General features: G+C 34.2%; 14 protein-coding genes. 4 read left to right on the plus strand and 10 right to left on the minus strand.

Annotated features, from left to right (window positions below; all coding sequences use genetic code 11):
• Positions 1–13: 13 nt before the first annotated feature.
• Positions 14–862 (plus strand): transporter substrate-binding domain-containing protein, encoded by an 849-nt coding sequence (locus GQR94_RS05575; RefSeq protein WP_158974544.1) that lies wholly within the window; start codon positions 14–16, stop codon positions 860–862.
• Positions 863–2,204: 1,342 nt separating this feature from the next.
• On the plus strand, positions 2,205–3,023 hold the full coding sequence (locus tag GQR94_RS05580) for a hypothetical protein (protein WP_158974545.1): 819 nt from the start codon (positions 2,205–2,207) through the stop codon (positions 3,021–3,023).
• An 89-nt stretch (positions 3,024–3,112) separates the two neighbouring features.
• On the opposite strand, the gene GQR94_RS05585 is transcribed toward GQR94_RS05580, so the two are convergent.
• Positions 3,113–3,847 carry a hypothetical protein gene (locus GQR94_RS05585; RefSeq protein ID WP_158974546.1) on the minus strand — a complete coding sequence of 245 codons (735 nt, stop codon included), beginning with the start codon at positions 3,845–3,847 and terminating at the stop codon, positions 3,113–3,115.
• Positions 3,848–4,087: 240 nt separating this feature from the next.
• Positions 4,088–6,268 (minus strand): acylase, encoded by a 2,181-nt coding sequence (locus GQR94_RS05590; RefSeq protein WP_158974547.1) that lies wholly within the window; start codon positions 6,266–6,268, stop codon positions 4,088–4,090.
• Between the two features lie 153 nt (positions 6,269–6,421).
• Here GQR94_RS05590 and GQR94_RS05595 point away from each other — a divergent pair, with 153 nt between their 5' ends.
• Positions 6,422–8,158 (plus strand): ABC transporter ATP-binding protein, encoded by a 1,737-nt coding sequence (locus GQR94_RS05595; protein WP_158974548.1) that lies wholly within the window; start codon positions 6,422–6,424, stop codon positions 8,156–8,158.
• 73 nt (positions 8,159–8,231) lie between these two features.
• Here the strand turns inward: GQR94_RS05595 and GQR94_RS05600 are convergent, their stop codons facing one another.
• The 8 genes from GQR94_RS05600 to GQR94_RS05635 form a co-directional block, all read right to left on the minus strand.
• Positions 8,232–8,561, minus strand: a complete 330-nt coding sequence (locus tag GQR94_RS05600; RefSeq protein ID WP_158974549.1) for a 2Fe-2S iron-sulfur cluster-binding protein — start codon at positions 8,559–8,561, stop codon at positions 8,232–8,234.
• A 74-nt stretch (positions 8,562–8,635) separates the two neighbouring features.
• Positions 8,636–8,875, minus strand: coding sequence for a NifU family protein (locus GQR94_RS05605; RefSeq protein WP_158974550.1), 240 nt, complete (start codon positions 8,873–8,875; stop codon positions 8,636–8,638).
• Between the two features lie 2 nt (positions 8,876–8,877).
• Complete coding sequence (locus GQR94_RS05610; protein ID WP_158974551.1) at positions 8,878–10,026, minus strand: Mrp/NBP35 family ATP-binding protein; 1,149 nt, start codon at positions 10,024–10,026, stop codon at positions 8,878–8,880.
• Positions 10,027–10,264: 238 nt separating this feature from the next.
• Entirely contained in the window at positions 10,265–10,609 is a 345-nt protein-coding gene (locus tag GQR94_RS05615) for an MGMT family protein (RefSeq protein WP_158974552.1), read from the minus strand.
• A 2-nt stretch (positions 10,610–10,611) separates the two neighbouring features.
• Positions 10,612–11,241, minus strand: coding sequence for a LysE family transporter (locus GQR94_RS05620; protein WP_158974553.1), 630 nt, complete (start codon positions 11,239–11,241; stop codon positions 10,612–10,614).
• Positions 11,242–11,244: 3 nt separating this feature from the next.
• Positions 11,245–11,916 carry a tRNA (guanosine(46)-N7)-methyltransferase TrmB gene (trmB, locus tag GQR94_RS05625; protein WP_158974554.1) on the minus strand — a complete coding sequence of 224 codons (672 nt, stop codon included), beginning with the start codon at positions 11,914–11,916 and terminating at the stop codon, positions 11,245–11,247.
• A gap of 88 nt (positions 11,917–12,004) precedes the next feature.
• Positions 12,005–13,072, minus strand: a complete 1,068-nt coding sequence (locus GQR94_RS05630) for a cell wall metabolism sensor histidine kinase WalK (RefSeq protein WP_158974555.1) — start codon at positions 13,070–13,072, stop codon at positions 12,005–12,007.
• A complete protein-coding gene (locus GQR94_RS05635) occupies positions 13,072–13,758 on the minus strand; it encodes a response regulator transcription factor (protein WP_158974556.1) in 687 nt (228 codons plus the stop codon). The genes GQR94_RS05630 and GQR94_RS05635 overlap by 1 nt, the downstream gene beginning before the upstream one ends.
• 267 nt (positions 13,759–14,025) lie before the next feature.
• On the opposite strand from GQR94_RS05635, the gene GQR94_RS05640 reads away from it, so the two are divergent.
• Positions 14,026–16,920, plus strand: a complete 2,895-nt coding sequence (locus tag GQR94_RS05640; RefSeq protein WP_158974557.1) for a TonB-dependent receptor — start codon at positions 14,026–14,028, stop codon at positions 16,918–16,920.
• The last annotated feature ends 2 nt before the right edge of the window (positions 16,921–16,922 follow it).

Below are 16,922 nucleotides of genomic sequence, written 5' to 3' on the forward strand. Positions count from 1 at the left end.
ATAGGCATGATTAATGAAGTCGATTAATTTAAATTTTAAGCTAATTATTATTTGGTGTATAATTTTATGTAGCTATGGCTGTGCTCCTAAAATTGCTCCATTACAGGAAATAACAAAAGAAACTTCTTTATTAGATAAAATAATAGAAAGAGATACCCTCAAGGTAGGGACAACGGCTGATTTTTTGCCTTTCACTTATACCAATCCTGAAACTTCTAATTACCAAGGCATAGATATTGAACTTGCCAAAGACCTAGCAAAATCACTAAATGTAAATCTTCTGATTGTTAAAACTAGTTGGCCAACATTACTTGCTGATTTAGAAAATGGGTCATATGATATTGGCATGAGCGGTATTACCATAAATTTAAAGCGACAACAACAGGCTTTTTTCAGCTACCCTATGCGCTCTAGTGGCAAGGCAGCTATAGCAAGAACTGAGGACCAAGAAAAATACACTACCATTGATGCTATTAATACTCCAGAAGTACGTGTGATTTTTAATCCAGGAGGCACAAACGAAACTTTTGCCAGAGACAATTTCCCTAAAGCTCAACTTATTTTGAATGAAGACAATTTGAGCATTTTTCAAAAAATTGCTGATGGCGAAGTAGATGTAATGGTTACTGACGCTATAGAAACTCTTGTACAGGAACGAATTCACTCAGAACTAAAAGCAATTAACCCAGATAGTCCATTCAATTTTTTTGAAATGGCGTATTTATTACCTAGAGATGTTGTATTCCAAGCCTACATAAATCAATGGTTAAATCTGAGGCAAAAAGATGGTACCTACGATACTATTTTCAAATCTGAACTTGAGAAGATACCCTATCTAAATAAAACCCATTCTCCGAGATAAAATGAATTTTGTATTATTCTTTTATAACACAGCTCATTTTCCTTGCTCCATTAAATTGGAATACTTTTGCGAAGCTGGGATTTTAAATATTCCGTTTATTCATTATCCTATTTTTGGGTGGTAATTAAATTTTTAAAAAAACATAAACCGACTACTTTCAATTGATGCTTTTGTATCTGGAGATACACTTTCTAAATATAGTCCAGACCTTTCCTTTGTTGCAGAATAATTATATTAAACATATGTTTTATATGTTGTATTTTAAACTTTTATTGTACATTTGTTGTACAATAATTTTTTACAAAAAAAGCCTACAGTATATTGCAGACTTTTATTTTTTTACTTAAATCTTCTTATTTCACTAAGAAGATTGGTAAATACTAAAAATAATATTATCCATGTTTCCATAGCTCTAGTGGGTGAAGAAAAAGGATTAATCACAAAAGAGCTAGAGTTATGACCTCTGGCTTTTTTCATTTCAGTTCCCTTCGCATACTGAAATGTGATCTGTTCAATACACAAACCCTAATGATTTGTTGAACATTAAAAGCATGCAGCCAATAATTGATATACCAATCATTCTCGCTCGCCCCTGGTTATCTAGTAACCATTATACAAAGGTCTGTAATATCTTGTGCTTTTTCACTATATCAGTATTTTGTTTTTCCACATTTAATAAACAATTCCTTAATAAAATTTTAAACAGACTTATAATCAACGCGTTAACACCCCTATTTAAAGTCGTAAATGAAGTGGTGTTATTTTTATAATTTTTACACAAAAAAAATAGACTTCTACAATTTTAAGTTGCAGCTGTTCCTGTGCTTTTCTGCAGTATGAATTTTTATCTACTTTTTATGTTCAATTCTCAGTTCGAGATTTTCCCCAGGGCAAAATTTTGAAGACTTTCTTAATTTTCTTTTGGGTGTTTTAACAGGCTGTCCATTTCAATCATTTTCAGACGTTATGAGCTTCTTATTAATTTAAAGGAGCTCTTGCTCTTTTAATTAAACAAGCTAAAAAACCTCTTTTAATGGATTTCCTCTACTATCCCTAACACTTACAAATTCTGCAGTAGATTAAAACTTTATTCCGCAAGGGTTACATAAATTTCAAACCACCTAATAAGCATAGGGAATAGGTGTTCTACTAAAAAATAACCAATGCATATAAAGACGCTTCCTCGCAGTTAATTATTGTTTAGACCCTCAGAAATTAATGCCTTTTTTCAATGTATTATGAGTTTTAGCTCAAAAATTGATTCTAAGAATATCCCAAAATTTCTAAAATAATATTTAGTTTGAGCCGTTTCTAAGAAACAACCACCAACAAAAACCGCCAAATGAAGAGTCTATTAACAACCGTATTATTAAGTAGTTTATTATTTTCTTGTGTGAACAAAAGTCCAGAAGTTGATGAAACAAAATACTTGACCGCTCAAAAAGAATACGAACAAAAAAAAGAAACACTTACTAAAAATAAAGGCGTGTATTTCAAGGGAAATAGCACCGCTATTATCGCTAAAATAAACAGCCTTAATAAATTAGCAGATTCTACGAATACCTTCAATGAAGCCTCTAATGATTCTACCCTATTTTACCGAAGCGCTGCCATTAATTTTATTAATTTTCCCAGTTACATTGTAACCGATAAAGATAAGAGCGTAAACTCCTCTAGTTTTGAATTTAGAGCAAAACAGAAGAGTAACGTGCCCTCCAAATCTGCCGTATTTATTGCCAAAGAAAATAATAAATTTGCAAAGCAGAACATTAAAGATGTTTTGTCAGATTTATATTCTTGTACCAATATTCCTTTAGATATTACGTGCACTAGTTTAAATGAGACAGAACTAGAGCAATTTAAAGATATTAGTTTAGCGTTCATCATAGAAGGTTATAGTATAATGGATCCGAAATTAGATGATGCTGACAATTTCTCTTCTGGTCTATTTTTCGCAACCATAACGGCAGTAGATGTTGAAAAAAATCACCCTATTTTAAAATTTGACGTTAGTGCAACGAATAGCGATAAAATAGAATACCGTGAAGGCGGATACATGAATGAAAGTCCTTCTCAAAAAATAAGTGAAGACTATAGAAAAAATATAAGAACAGCCTTATTAGCGGCATGCAAAAAACACTTTGAAGTCATAAATTACTAAGCCTTCTTTTTCTATAAAATGGACAAAAAAATAGGGTTAAACTTTTATAAAAGTTTAACCCTATTTTTTTTAGTATACGCCTTTGAGATTTAATTTTGAGCAACCTCAAGTTCCTCTCTGTCCATTCCTTTAAATACATAACACCAATTCATGTCCTTTAATGGCACATCTTCACTATAATCTCTGTATTCTTTATGAATTGAATTCATAATATCTTCTTTTTTCAATTCAAAAGAATTATACTGGTAATCAAGGTTTTTATCTATTTCTGATTGTATCGAATAGGAATATTGATTACTATCTAAAATATTTATATATGCACTTGAAAATTCAATGCTATCCTCATCATAGGCTATAACTTTTACTATAATTTCTGCCGGGCGACTACTAGTATCTGAGCATTCAAAGGTCTTAAATTTATAATAATCTCCAGTTGTCGGGTATTTTACCCGCATTTTCTGATCTGCCTGTTGTGCATAAAACTGATTTTCCCACCTAATATCTTTCATCTTCTCATTTCCAAAATAAGAAACCGCAATAAACAAGGCTAAAAACATCAGAGAATAAGAGTACCAAGGTGTTTTTACATCTGCTCTGTTTGATAGTACATGTTGTAATTCAAGCGGCATTTCATACATATTACTATCACCTTCTTTTCTTATGACATATGCTTTTCCTATGGGGAAAAACGGAATCCAAAATAAATGAAAATAACGTTGGCGCACCTCGAGAGTTATCCTTTGTTCTCCAGGGTTTTCTGGAATCCCTAATTCTCTAGGTGAAAAGCTTTTTATTTTGAAATTATTATGTCCGAATACTATCATACTAAAGGTTTATTGGGTTTGGTTGCTTCTAAGCGAACGCAAACCAACCCCATTTAGTATTTATTTTCGATGAACGCCAATCGAAATGCAATACATTTTAACAAGACTATTATATATCTTCATTTAATATGTATTGCATTTCATCTGCATTTTACATCCTGCAAGTACCCCCCGCTCCGCAAAGTCTCCCGACTTTGAGGCTACACTCTTTATCATTTCAATTCTATTTAGTACTTAAAATTACTTTCGTTCTCCCGGCTTATAGGTTTCTTCAGCTCTTTTCAAAACATCGTCTTTATAAAAAGCGACGTCTTTAAATTGCATCGCAGCATAGCGTGCTATTTGATCATCAAAATGAGGTGATTTAGGATCTCCACTTTGTCCACCAGCCAACATACTTTTTGCCTTCACTTTAGCTCCAAACTCTACCACAGCCACAAAACTATTGCCTCTAGTCCCGTAAATCTTTTTAGTATCATTGGTGTAACTTACTCCATAGGCTGCCAATGCGCCCCACCTACCCGAAGCAAACCCAATAGGAATACTTGGTAAACTATCATTAAAAGCTTGACGAATGTCTCCGTTTAAGCGTTGATACCTGTTTACTTCTCCCCAAGGCATATTCCATGTGCCAAAATCATTTTCTAGCCTTTTTACTACCGCCTTGAAAACGAGTATACGTTCTTCTAACGGAGATTCTGACCCAAAATAATTTAAGCGTTCCATATCGCTAAATCCTTTAGGCGCTTCAACCATTTTACTATACATAGTTCCATAATAATGAGCTAAATTCATCGCTACAGAAGTTTCAGAAGTTTTTAAATCCCATGTTCTCAGTACTTCAATAGGGGCTCCTAATTCTTTGGTTTTATCTGCCTTATCATATGCCTCTACCAAGCCTGGAATTAGTTTTTCAAAAGCGGGTAAATAAGGATCGTGTGCTAATTGTATTAAACTATCTATGGTATACCCACTTCTATCAGTCAATAAATTAATGGCATGAATTCCTCTAAAATTCTCTTGATCTCTAGACATATATTTTGGATACTCCTCCTTTTTAGGGCTAAATTCTAAGGCTGCTGTAAAAGGAGTGGAATTACAATTTTGAAACCATCCGTTCTCAGGATTTAAAATAAGGATATTTTCATCGACGGTATGCAATCCTTGCCAGTCGGTTTTTGGGTTACTCCCATCAACAGGTTGCGTATAATCATAAATAGTATCTCGTTTAGGAACATAATTACCATGGAAATACGCAATATTTCCTTCCGCATCTGCATATACCGTATTGTTTGATGAGTTTGTTCTTATATCCATCATTTCTCTAAACCCCTTATAACCCGTTTGTTTGGTGCGTACGTACGACTGTTCTAAAGCTTTAACTGGTTCCCACATCATAGCAGAAGCCGTCCACTGGCCATCTACCATATGCGTAATTGGCCCGTGATGTGTTCTATAGGTTGGCACTTTCTTTTCTTTAATACTATCTCCTACTTTATATTTGAGAATGACTTCTCCAACCGTTACTGTTCGTAATTCTTCACCATATTGATACACCAATTGATCGTCAACCTCCAGAATAGTTTCTTTAAACTCATCCATCACATCAGTATACGTGGAGGTATGCATCCATCCTGTTTTTTCATTGAAGCCTTGATACACAAAAAACTGACCCCAAGTTACCGCTCCATAGGCATTTAAGCCTTCTTCACTTACCACATGCACTTCACCTCTAAAGAAAAATGAGGTATGTGGGTTGATTAACAACAACGGATTTCCTGATTGGGTTAGTTTACCTGAAATGGCGATTCCGTTAGAGCCCTGTGGTTCTGCCATTTCTTCTTCCTTTTTTAGTTCTAGTTGTTTAAGTTTTGGTAACTCCATTCCGCTTTCATAAAAAGCCTTTATCTTATTACTGGATATCCTTTCAATATCGCCACCAATAGAGCCTTCACTAAAATACATTGGCATCCAAGGTTCAAAATGGGTAAGCAAATTTGGTTTCACTTCTGGGTGTGTTTCTAAGTAATAATTAATACCATCAGCAAATGCATCACATAATTTCTTTAACCATTCTGGGCTATTCTCATAATTTACTTTCGCCTCGTCTTCTGTCATAAATAGTTTAGCCCGCAAATCACTATACAAAGCATCTTCACCTTCTACCTCCGCCAACCTACCTGTTGCCCAGATATAATTTTGTTCTACCCTATTAAAATCATCTTCACATTGTGCGTACAAAAGTCCGAATACAGCATCAGCATCGGTCTTCCCATAAATATGGGGCACTCCAAAATCATCTCTAATAATTTCTACATTTTCAACGTACTTCGAGAATTTGCTTGCTGGTTTACTATTTTTTGATACTGATTGGCAGCTCATCAAAGTGATTGCGAAAACCAATAAAAGACAATTTTTCATTAAGGTTAATTTTAGGTTGATGCCATGAATTTAAAGGACTCGACAATTAAATACTAATTTTCCACTAAAAAAAACCGATTGAATATAACAAAGCCCAATTTCAATCATTTTAAAGTAACTTTGCATTTTATTTATTTATTGTAATTTTCAACTATGGCAGAAAAAAAAGTTAGCATTCTTACCGCATTCAAAACAATTATTTGGCCTAGAAGAAATCTTGTATTTATAGGGCTTTTATTAATTGTAATTAGTAAAGCGGCAAGCTTCGTTGCCCCCTTATCACTTAAGTATCTAATGGATGATATTATCCCTAATAAAAACATACACCTATTAAAATTATTGGTAGCCGCCGTTGCTTTGGCTATTTTAGTACAGTCTGTCACCTCTTTTTTATTAACCAAAATTTTGAGTGTACAAGCACAATACCTCATCTCAGAATTACGAGCACAGGTACAGAAAAAAGTACTTTCCCTACCTATTCGGTTTTTTGACAATGCAAAATCCGGAGCCTTAGTTTCTAGAATTATGTCTGATGTTGAAGGGGTTCGTAATTTAATAGGTACAGGATTGGTACAATTAGTTGGGGGATCTATCACAGCTATTGTTGCCTTAATCTTATTACTACAGACGAGTGTATCGATGACTTTATTCACCTTAGTACCACTTGCTATATTTGCTATTATTGCATTAAAAGCCTTTAAAGTAATTCGTCCAATATTTAGAAATAGAGGTAAAATAAATGCAGAAGTAACTGGTAGGCTAACGGAAACCTTAGGCGGAGTTCGAGTAATTAAAGGATTCAATGCTGAAGAACAAGAGAGTAAAGTATTTGAAGAAGGTGTTGATAAGCTATTTCAGAATGTGAAAAAGAGTTTAACAGCCACTGCTTTTATGACCAGTTCTAGCACATTTCTATTGGGTATAGCAACTACTGGAATTATGGGAATTGGCGGGTATAAAATAATGATGGATGAACTCACCATTGGAGAGTTTTTGACCTTTACTTTTTTATTAGGGTTGATGATTGCCCCGATTGTACAAATGAGTAATATTGGAAGTCAGTTGACCGAAGCTTTAGCAGGCCTAGACCGTACTGAAGAATTAATGAATATGACTCCAGAATCTGATGAGGAGAATAGAACGATTGTTTTAGAAAAAATAAAAGGGAAGATCGTTTTTGATGATGTTTCGTTTGCCTACGAGGAAGATAAAGATGTACTCCATAATATAAATTTTGAAGTTAATTCTGGTGATGTAGTTGCCTTAGTAGGTAGTTCTGGCTCCGGAAAATCTACCATTGCAGGCTTAGCCGCTACTTTTTTAAATCCGCAATCGGGTATGATTACTATTGATGGCAATGATGTATCCAAGGTGAACCTTAACAGCTACCGAAAAAATCTTGGTGTAGTATTACAAGATGAATTTTTATTTGAAGGTACTATTCGTCAAAATATTTTATTCCCAAGACCCAATGCTACTGAAGAAGAATTGCAAGCTGCTGTTAAGGCTGCTTATGTTAATGAATTTACAGATCGTTTTGAAAAAGGTTTAGATACATTGATTGGAGAACGCGGTGTAAAATTATCTGGGGGTCAGCGTCAAAGAATTGCCATTGCTAGAGCTGTTTTAGCAAATCCTAAAATATTAATTTTAGATGAAGCGACGTCTAACTTAGATACGGAAAGCGAAGCCTTAATTCAAAAAAGTTTAGCCATGTTAACCGAAGGAAGAACTACGTTTGTCATTGCCCACAGATTAAGTACCATTCGTAAAGCTAATCAAATATTAGTCATTGAAAATGGTAGGATTGCAGAGCAAGGAACGCATGACGATTTAATCGCTAAAGAAGGGCGTTACTATAATTTGTTTACGTATCAAGCGAGAATATAAAACATAAAAAAGGCTAGTTTAATACGATAGTATCGTTTTAAACTAGCCTTTTAAAATTCTGGATAGGTATTTTCTAACTCTCTGGAGCTAATTCTATTTCTAAGCCTTCTAAATCGTCCGTAAGGTGAATTTGACATCCTAAACGGCTGTTATCTTTAACATTAAAAGCTTCTGCTAACATAGCATCTTCATCATCAGATTTTTCTGGTAAGGATACATCATTTAACACATAACATTGGCAAGAAGCGCACATTGCCATCCCACCACAAACACCAATAGTACCTTCTGGAGCTAATTCGTAAGCACGAACCAATTCCATAACATTCATGTTCATATCTGTTGGCGCATCTACTTCGTGTGCGACCCCTTCTCGATCTATAATTTTTATTTTTATATCGGCCATGGTTACTTCATATTAAAAATTCCCGTAGATTTTTTAAGTCCAAGGGAATACTACTTTATTTTATTTCTAACTAACTACCCTATATTTATGACCTCTTCTATTTGAGGAGCATACTTTTTTATGGTCATTTCAACACCACTCTTTAAGGTCATCTGATTCACAGAACACCCAATACAAGCACCTTCTAATTTAACTTTAACAGAAGTATCATTATCAATAGAAACTAATGAAATATCACCACCATCACTTTGTAAAAAAGGTCGGATTTCTTCCAACGCTTTTTCAACATTTAATCTTAATTCTTCTGATGTCATAATTATTTCTTTTTTACCGGCGAACAACCTGCCATAGTAGTTATTTTAATTGCCTCTGTAGGCGGTAGCTCTTCATTTCTGTTCACTACTTCTTGCACCACATTTTTAGTAATTTCTTCAAAAGCATTCGCTATTGGCGTTCCTTCTTGCATTGCCGCTGGCCTACCAACATCCCCTGCTTCTCGTATGCTTTGCACTAAAGGAATCTCTCCTAAAAATGGCACCTTCAAATCCTCAGATAAATGCTTAGCACCTTCTTTTCCAAAAATATAATACTTATTATCCGGAAGCTCTTCTGGTGTAAAATACGCCATATTTTCAACGATACCTAACACCGGAACGTTAATAGAGTCTTGTTGAAACATGGCAACACCCTTACGCGCATCTGCCAAAGCAACCTCCTGCGGAGTACTTACCACTACAGCACCAGTAACTGGCATTGCTTGCATGATACTCAAATGAATATCTCCTGTTCCTGGAGGTAAATCAATCAACATAAAGTCTATTTCTCCCCAATGTGCATCAAAAATCATTTGATTTAATGCTTTAGACGCCATTGGCCCTCTCCATATAACTGCTTGATTAGGCTGGGTAAAAAAGCCTATAGAAAGCAACTTAACACCATAACTTTCTACGGGTTTCATTTTAGACTTACCTTCTATCGTTACTGCTAAAGGTTTCTCCATAGCAACATCAAACATGATTGGCATTGATGGCCCGTAAATATCGGCATCTAATAAACCAACCTTAAAACCCATTTTAGCTAAGGTTACCGCTAAATTTGCAGTCACTGTAGATTTCCCTACACCACCTTTCCCTGAGGCAATAGCTATAATATTTTTAATTCCAGGAAGTGGCTTCCCTTTTATTTCGTTAGTCTTAGGCTTATCTGCAGCTGCAGGAGCTTCTACCTTAACGTTAATTTTTATTTTCGCTTTTTCGTAAACCTCTTTATGGATGATCTTTAAAATTTCAACTTCTGTCTTTTTTCTTGCTTGAAGACTTGGGTTGGCTATGGTAACGTCTATCTCTACTTCATCACCAAAAATTTGAATATTTTTTACAGCACCGCTTTCTACCATGTTTTTACCTTCTCCTGGTACTGTAATTTGCTCTAAAGCTTTAAGAACATCTTTTTTTTCTAATTTCATCTGAGTGTTTTACTGCTGTTTATTTGTAAGACGTAATTTTCATGAATTCATTTCAAAAAAACTCAAAAAAGAGTCCTAGAATTACGCAATTAAATTATGATGTAATAAATCAAAATTTATCCTACAAAGATACGGTTTAGAAAGTATATTAAGAAAACTAGAAATTGAAATATAACATTGTTAGATAAGATTCGTTTATTTGGTACTTTATCTTATTATTTGTGTTCTAAGCTTATGCTTAAAGCTCCGTATTTAACTCTAAAAATGGATCCCAAAAAAGCACATCCAGATTTTGTATTTGGTTTTCTACCACTTCCACACCTTCGTTTTCTAAAAGTTGTTGCATAAGGTTAGTTCCATCAAAATGATGCTTCCCTGTTAACAACCCTTTTTTATTAACTACTCTGTGTGCAGGAATATCTTCCATATTATGAGAGGCATTCATTGCCCAACCCACCATACGTGCGCTTCTGGCAGCACCCAAATATTTTGCAATTGCACCATACGAGGTAACACGACCATGTGGGATTAACTTGGCCACTTCATAGACTTTCTGAAAGAAATTTTGATTCTCTTCTTTCATCCTCAATGATTAATTATTCTGAATATTGTAATAACAAAAAGCAACCCCATTAATCCGCTTAATATATAATTGGAATTTCTAGAGAAGGTATTGTTTTTTGTTTCCAGTTTAAAAAAATAAATGGTATAAAAATAAAGCACTGCAAAGGTACCCGTTCCTGCCGCTAATACAAAGACCACAATATCTGTAAGCTCAAACTTAATCCAACCCGATGCTTTCCACATGGCATTTAGACCACTGTAATAGGGAATGGTAAGTAGGTTTAATCCTGCTAAAAGAATCCCTTTAAAGAAGCTATTTTTCTTACTGACATTGATTGTTTTCTGTTTTTTAGGTTTATTCCGTTTTGCAAGCACAAAAAAATATACACAGAAAAAAGCAAACACCACCAATGCTATTTTTAACAAAACAGCGACTACCTCAGGATGGTTGTGCAAGTATTTGGAAATAAGCACTGCAATATATGCCTGAATCATAATCATGGTAGAAACACCAAGACTAAAAATGATTCCGTTTAACTTTCCTTTTTCTACACTAGTTTTTGCTGCATTCATGTTTAACAACCCTGGCGGCACGGTTGCCATAAAGGCAGCCGAAAAGGTCGCAAAAAATAAAATAAGCAAATGCGTCATCGATTAATGGACTTTAAATTGAGTAAAAGTAATTGGCTTTCCTTTCTCAAGATACTGATTCTCATAGAAAGTTTGAATCGTCAAGACCTCTTTAGGACTCCCTTCATTTTTATACACATCATGATTGGCATAAATAACTTCAAGACCTAAACCATGTAATAACCCTAAGGTATACCCATGCATAAATTCACTATCGGTCTTTAAATTTACAACGCCATTCTCGTCCAAAATGTAATTGTATTTATTTAAAAATATTTTATTGGTAAGTCTATGTTTGGTGCGCTTATATTTTATTTGAGGATCTGGGAAAGTAATCCAAATTTCAAAAACTTCATTTTCCGCAAAAAGTAAATCAATTAATTCTATTTGCGTTCTTAGAAAAGCCACGTTAGTTAACCCTTCTTCTTTTGCAGTTTTAGCACCACGCCAGAAGCGCGCACCTTTAAGGTCTACACCAATAAAATTTTTGTTTTTATCTTGCCTTGCTAATCCAATGGTATATTCTCCTTTACCGCAACCTAACTCTAAAACAATAGGATTATCATTCTTGAAAAATTCACTCCATTTCCCTTTCAAATCACACAACCCCTTCTGAACATCGTCTCTATCAGGCTGAAGAACATTTTCAAACGTATCGTTCTCTCTAAACCTTTTTAACTTGTTTTTACTCCCCACTTTTGAAATATTAATTTAATCGGCAAAACTACTAAAATCTTAGCATTAAGAATGATGCAATATTGAGAATATCTAAATAAAAGGACTTTTATGCTTTTGCCTGTTCTACTTTTGGAGCTACTTTTTCCAGTGTAAATGAAAATTCTGATCCAACACCTAAGACACTTTCTACATAAATACGTTCATTATGCGCTTCGATAATGTGCTTTACAATAGATAAACCCAATCCTGAACCACCTTCTTCTCTACTTCCACTTTTATCAACACGATAAAAACGTTCAAAAAGTCGCGGGATGTTTTGTTTTGATATTCCTTCGCCATTATCTGTTACACGAACAATGACCTTATTTTTAATAAGATTTTCAACGCTCACCTCTGTGGTTCCGTTTTCATGACCGTATTTAATGGAGTTTACCAATAAGTTTGTTACTACTTGCTGAATTTTTTCCCTATCCGCATTTACTAAAATTGGTGTTTTGTACTTCATATCGAACGTGAGAGAGATATGCTTCTTTGCTGCTTTCATTTCTAAAAGATCAAACACATTCTGAATTAACTCTACAATATTAAACTCACTTAGCTCTACATTGAGATCACCCACTTCTAATTTGGTAATTAAATCTAAATCTTTAACGATATAAATTAACCGGTCTACCCCTTTACTTGCACGTTGTAAATATTTTTTTCGCAGCGCTTTATCGTCTGCAGCGCCATCTAGCAAGGTAAGTATATAGCCTTGCACAGTAAATAAAGGTGTTTTTAATTCATGAGAAACATTCCCTATAAAATCACGGCGGTATTCTTCCCGAATTTTAAGGGTATCTATTTCTATTTTTTTGTCTTTAGCAAATTTTTCAATTTCAGAAGTTAGCGTACCCATATCTGTAGTTACGGTACGCGAAGCCAAGCTAGAAGATTCTAATAATGAGACATCATCATAGATTCTTTTTATCCGCTTGTATATAAATTTTTCTACTCGAAGTTGAATTACAAAAAAACAAATAGTATATGTAACCAGCATAAACACAATTAGAAGCAACCAATCTAATTCACCCTTTAACCACAAAAAAGCGGATAAGAATAGTGTTATTGCTACGGTAATATAAGTTGCTGAGCGAAATGCAAATTTGTATGATTTTTTAAAGGATATTGCCATTATAACACAAACTTATACCCTACTCCTTTTACGGTTTTAAAGTGATCATCTCCAATTTTTTCACGAAGTTTTCTAATATGAACATCAATAGTTCTACCACCAACAACAACTTCATTACCCCAAACTTTATCTAAGATAACTTCTCTTTTAAATACTTTATTAGGCTTGGAAGTAAGCAAGGACAACAATTCAAATTCTTTTCTTGGCAGAACAAGCTCTTGACCGTCATTGACAATCTTATATTCTTCCCGATTAATGATGATGTTACCCACTTTTACAATATCATCAGCCGAAGCTTCTTCATCTTTTAAGCGTCTTAACAAAGCTTTTACCTTACTCACAAATACTTTTGGCTTTATAGGTTTGGTAATATAGTCATCTGCACCAGCATCAAAACCAGCAACTTGAGAATAATCTTCACTACGTGCCGTTAAAAAAGTAATAATAGTCTCTTCTAAACCTGGCGTATTTCTAATAATTTCACAAGCTTCTATACCATCCATTTCTGGCATCATGACATCTAGTATGATCAAATGTGGCTGTTTCTTTTTTGCCTTAGCTACTCCTTCCGCTCCATTTTTAGCCGTAAATACTTCATAGCCTTCTGCGCTTAAGTTGTAACTTAAAATCTCAAGAATATCTGGTTCATCATCTACCAATAATATTCTAATGTCCTTCTTTTTCATTTGATACTTGAATTAAATTCGGGAACTTTCTATGGCATAAATCACATTCTTGTCGCTGTATATCAACAACTTGCAATCATTACCCCTAAAGTTTCTTAGTTGGTTAATCGCTCAAAAGTAAAGATAATACAATTACGACTAAAGCACTTAACATTGATTTAATATCATAACATTAAGTTAACACTTAAAAAATAAATCTTTAACACAGGGGTAACATCACTTTTACCCTGCCGAACGTTCTTTGCCGCGTAAAAAGACAAAAACAAAATGAAGTATCTATTAGTATCACTATTTTTAATAGTATCAACTTTATCGTACGCACAGGACAAAGGTAGTGTTGTTGGTAAAGTAATTGACAAAGAAGCAAGTGACGAACCCTTGGCATTTGCTAACGTGTTAATAAAAGGGACAACAAAAGGTACCACTACAGATTTTGATGGATTATACGAAATTGCAAATGTTGATCCAGGCACCTATATAGTTGTATTTAGTTATTTAGGCTATGAATCTGTTGAAGTACCGAATGTTGCTATAGAAGCAGGAAAAGTAACTACGATAAATATTCCCTTGGCTGCGAGTGAAGGAATGTCTTTAGATGAAGTTGTAGTAACTACAACTGCCAGAAAAGATTCTGAAGCAGCTTTATTATTAGATCAAAAGAAATCTGTTGATATTACGGTTGCTATTGGAGCTCAAGAGTTAGGGAAAATTGGTGTTACTGATGCAGCCACTGCTACCACTAAAATTTCAGGTGTTACCAGCAGTCAGGCCTCAGGAGATATTTTTGTAAGAGGTTTAGGTGATCGTTATCTAAGCACTACTCTTAATGGCTTACAAGTTCCATCTGATAATGTAGACCGTAAAAATATCGCTTTAGAACTTTTCCCGACTAGTGTTCTTCAAAACGTTAGCGTAAGAAAAACTTTCTCTGTACAAAATACTGCCGATCAATCTTCGGGTACAGTTAATATTGCATCAAGGGAATTATCTGGAAGCTCTGAGTTTTCTGTAAGTCTATCTGCAGGGGGTAATACAAATGTACTTAAAAACGGGGTTTACGATAATTTTAAAGTAAGTCCTAATTACAGCAATACAACTTTAGGTATCTACAATGAAAACCCATTATTACAAACTCAAATTATTCAACAGTCTTGGAATACTGAGAAGCTAAACAATCCTATCAATTATTCTGCTTCTTTAACCGCAGGGAAAAAGTTTTTTGAAAATAGACTAGCTATACTTTTAACCGCATCACATTCCAAAACTAACGAATACCAACAAGGCACTTTTAAGCAATTCAGATCTAACTTTATAGAAGACTCTATTAATGATGCTACAACTTACACTACTAACATTATTAATACAGCTCTTTTAGATGTAGTCTTTTATGCTAATGAGAAAAATAAAATTAAATCAAGCACTTTCGTTATAAATAAGTTTAGCGACCAAGTTTTTGAAGCTGGTAGAGATGGTCAAACAGTAATATTTGAAGAAACAGAACCTGCTGAAGGTTTATCTCAATTTATAAGAGACCAAAACTCAAAGCAAACACAACTTTTTGTGACGCAGCTTATAGGATCGCACAAAATAGGAGAAATAAACACTATTGAGTGGGCCGGAGGTTATAACTTCTTAAATGCTGATGAACCGAACAGAATCAGAAATGAAATAAATTTTGATTTTGATGGTACTGAGATTGAATTAGCAAGAAGAGGCGATTTCCAACAAAGAAAATCTAGTCAAAAAATTAATGATATTGAATACAACGGATATTTAAAAGACATCATAAAAATAATAGACGAAGAGGACAGAAACTTTAAAATTGAAATAGGAGCAAATTACAGAAACAAGGAACGTGACTTTAGCTCTGAATTTGTGGGTGTGATTGAAGCATCTGGTAGAACAGTAACTCCTCCTTCTTTAGATGACCTTGGAAGTATTTTTACCATACCAAATTTTAACGATGGTAATTTAAGATACAGGTTATTGGGCGTTAATGCAAATGGCACTCGTGAAGATATTTATACAGGTAATTTAGAATCTTATGCTGGATATGCAGATATTAATGTTGGTTTGAAAAAATGGAACTTTAATGCTGGACTGAGATTCCAAAAAGATGATTTGAGTGTAAATTACGATATCGGTAACCTTGGAATCTCTAGATTAGGAACTAGCGAACAAGATTACAATAGAGTATACCCAAGCTTAAATGTTAAGTATAGCGTAAACGACAACAATGCGTTTAGATTTGCCGCAAGTCAAACTCTAACATTGCCCGAATTTAAAGAAATTGCTCCTTTTCAATACGTATCTCCTACCAACCAAATTACTGCTGGTAATCCAGATTTGAGAGCATCTACAAACTTTAATTATGATATTAAATGGGAGAGCTACCCGTCTATAGGTGAATTAATTTCTCTTGGAGCCTTTTATAAGAAAATTGAAGATCCAATTAATAGATTGAGACAAAGGAGTGCTTCAGGTGTATTCTCTTATTTCAACTCAGGTGAAAAGGCAGAGGTTTTTGGTTTAGAAGCTGAAACTAAATTCGATTTGATCAAAGCTACCACAAATGATGAAGATGGAAACTTATCTGGTTCTGAATTAAGTTTGGTGTTTAATGCAACGCGCATGTGGCACACCCAAGACTTAAAACAAATTATCAATGAAGATGGCACTGTTGGAGAAAGTTTTAGATATAAAAACATTACAGAGACTGATTTACAAGGAGCATCAGACTGGATACTAAATTCAAGTATAAACTTTAATACTGCTGGCAAAAACCCTCTTGCTGCATCACTTACAGCCAACTATGCATCAGATAAAATTTATGCAATTGGTGTCGCAAACACGCTTACAAGTAGCGATTTTGATTACGACGATGCTATTATTGAAAAAGGCTTCGTAACACTTGATGCTGTGGTTAGTAAAGAAATAAATGAGCACTGGAAAGTTAAACTGGTAGGAAGAAACTTATTAAACCCAAACATCAAGCAAACTCAAAATATTTTAACTAACGTAAGAGATTTTAGTCAATTAAGTAGTTCTACTACACTAGAAGAGCGCCAAGCAATGAATATTCCATTAATGGAACAGGAAAATACCGTATTGGCATATAAACTTGGAATTAATTTAAGCATAGGCGTAAGCTTTCAATTTTAATT

Origin of the sequence: Cellulophaga sp. L1A9 (genome assembly GCF_009797025.1) — a bacterium.
In the GTDB taxonomy this organism is placed as follows: domain Bacteria; phylum Bacteroidota; class Bacteroidia; order Flavobacteriales; family Flavobacteriaceae; genus Cellulophaga.